This is a genomic window from Runella zeae DSM 19591 (genome assembly GCF_000423565.1).
Classification (GTDB): domain Bacteria; phylum Bacteroidota; class Bacteroidia; order Cytophagales; family Spirosomataceae; genus Runella; species Runella zeae.
Window position 1 is genome coordinate 1 of the sequence record NZ_AUIF01000100.1, and the last position, 2,387, is coordinate 2,387.

Sequence of the window (2,387 nt, forward strand, 5' to 3'; positions counted from 1 at the left end):
GACTTTAAGAAAAAGATAACTTGTTAGTAATCAACAAGAAAACAACTCTAATATATGTTTGCTTTTTTTTGCAATATAAAATATGAAAACTGAGGACTAATAATTTTGTAAAAATTATTGAAATAAAATTTCTCATATTTAAAAATATTTAATAAGGAAAATGTCTTAAATCTACTTGTCGCTTATCGTTAGTTTGTAACTGCTTAGATACTCTATAAAAGAACAAATACCTGATAACCAATTAGTTGAAATTTTTATTGTTAACCAATTGTGTGAAAAATGTCGTATTTTTTTGAATTTTCGAGGTTCCTTTAAATCATAAGTTGTACTTTTTAATCAAAAAGAGTACCTAAACAGCTACAGATAATTCAATAGAAATCCAGTAAGATTAATCATGCTATGTAAAAGGAATGGCCATACTATTTTTTTGTATTTAACCATCAAATAACTCAAAACAATTCCATAAAATAGCTGAGGAAGTACATATATTGGGTAAAAATAAATTAGCTTCCAGTTAATAGGAGAAAAATTAGAAATGTGTATCCAAGAAAATAAAATAATCAAAAAATAGCACCAAAGATTAAAGTAGCGTTCCTCAAATATAATCAACTCTTTATCTTTTAGTAACATCAGCAGTAATACATATGCAAATATCGGTACAATTATTCCAATTGTAGTATATGAATCGATTATATAAATGCTATCATTTAGAAAATAAAACAAACCAAAAGATAAAGAAAAAACAAGCCATTTTTTCTTAAATGTTAATGGCATTCTAAATACAATTTCTTCTGCAATAGGTGCACATATTACTGATATAATACCCCTGTATATGCCCCAATATTCATAAGAGCTGCTTCTGTTTATTTCTACACTTTTTTTATTGAAAACAAAAAAATAGCTTTAATTGACATTTCAGTAATTGTGATCACAATTACACTAAGTAGCAAGAAAAATATACAAAGTAAAAAAGATTTAACAATTACCTCTTTTTTGGGGCTATTAACTTTGCTATTTGTTAATGAAAATTTATACGGATTTTTTATAAATAGTAAAATATCTAATAGCATGTTTGTTTTTTTGATTTAAAGTTTAGAATGCAAGTATTCAATTATGCTTGCATTCTAAACGTAAAATTATAGACTACCTCCCTTTCTAGTGGCGTTATTGTACCCCTCTGCAAACCCATCTATAAATGAACTTATACCTGCCCAAAAAGCTTTTCCAACTTGTTCAGCTGCTGCATTATGATACGGGTGCCATCCATACCCCCCCTCAATTAATTTCATTTCTGAAATAGAAAGCTCTTCTACATTAAAATTGTTAGTTTTCATTTTAATAAAAAATTAATGGTTTACGTCTTAATTCTAATACAGCTTCTAAAGAGGTGATTGATTGACTATTTGTGAAACGTTTTTTCTACCAGCATGCCCTCTACAAATCCTTTGAGAGCATTGCCTGCAATGTTTGCCGCATTAGTCGCTGCACCTACCATATATCCTACGGTATAGCCGGCATCATTACAAAACTGACTCCAAGAATATTCTCCATCAGTTAAAAGCATTTCTCCTTGATCCATCTCAACAACCCCGTAAGATTCCAATTCTAAATTCTTCATTTTGATTTGAATTTTAAGATTTAACATCATACTCCCATCACTTACTCACTCGGCCGTAGTGGAAAAGTAAATAGTTAATGCAAACATAAAATCAATCGCTGAAATAAAATTTCAGTGAGGTAATTATTTTTGCATCTTCCCAAAAACACAGCGTACCTCCTTCGGTTTTGCTGAGTTCTGATCCCGTAAGCGGAAGAACTCCGAAAAAGAATTCAAAATGTACTGGTTTTTCGTAATAATAGGTGGAATGAATGGTATCGTACCTAATAGGTATATCTAAGTCGCGTAGTTCTTGTATATAATTATATACCTGCCGCTCAGTTATGCCCATTTTATATGCCAATTCTTTTGCATTACCCGTTGCCTGTTTTTTAATCAGAGAATGTAACTGTTTATATTTTTCGATATTTTTGAGTAGTGGCATACTAAAACATATTTTTCGACAAATAACTACTGAAATCTTATAAAATCAACTTATTTAATGACTTTAATTTTGAAGTTGATATTTTGGTATATATTATTTTTTTGTGGAATAAATACCCACTATACCTTTCATAAAAATGAACAAAATAGTACTACAAAAAAAATCGGTGGTGAGTCATATGCCTTCGCTCTGCCCGAAAGCTGAGAGATGTGGACAGTGATTGGTTAATGCAAAACGCGTTTTTGGGAAGGGGTGCATTGCAAATTGTCGCCTTCATGCCGCCTTGTTTAGATGCTTAAAATTGATTTGGAGCACTTTCTTTTTGACTTCGCACCACCTATCCGA

Annotated in this window: 4 protein-coding genes; all 4 read right to left on the reverse strand. The window is 30.5% G+C overall.

Annotated elements, in window-relative coordinates:
- Positions 1 to 357: 357 nt before the first annotated feature.
- The 4 genes from G563_RS39240 to G563_RS37125 all read right to left on the reverse strand — a co-directional run bounded on the left by G563_RS39240 (position 358) and on the right by G563_RS37125 (position 2,042).
- Positions 358 to 774: a CPBP family glutamic-type intramembrane protease gene (locus G563_RS39240; protein WP_028666575.1), complete on the reverse strand. Its 417-nt coding sequence runs from the start codon at positions 772 to 774 to the stop codon at positions 358 to 360.
- A gap of 362 nt (positions 775 to 1,136) precedes the next feature.
- The gene (locus G563_RS0118340; protein ID WP_028666577.1) at positions 1,137 to 1,334 is read right to left on the reverse strand and encodes a hypothetical protein; all 198 of its coding nucleotides are present in this window, start codon (positions 1,332 to 1,334) and stop codon (positions 1,137 to 1,139) included.
- A 65-nt stretch (positions 1,335 to 1,399) separates the two neighbouring features.
- A complete protein-coding gene (locus G563_RS0118345) occupies positions 1,400 to 1,618 on the reverse strand; it encodes a hypothetical protein (protein ID WP_157585459.1) in 219 nt (72 codons plus the stop codon).
- A gap of 91 nt (positions 1,619 to 1,709) precedes the next feature.
- Positions 1,710 to 2,042 carry a helix-turn-helix domain-containing protein gene (locus G563_RS37125; RefSeq protein WP_051211064.1) on the reverse strand — a complete coding sequence of 111 codons (333 nt, stop codon included), beginning with the start codon at positions 2,040 to 2,042 and terminating at the stop codon, positions 1,710 to 1,712.
- Positions 2,043 to 2,387 lie beyond the last annotated feature (345 nt).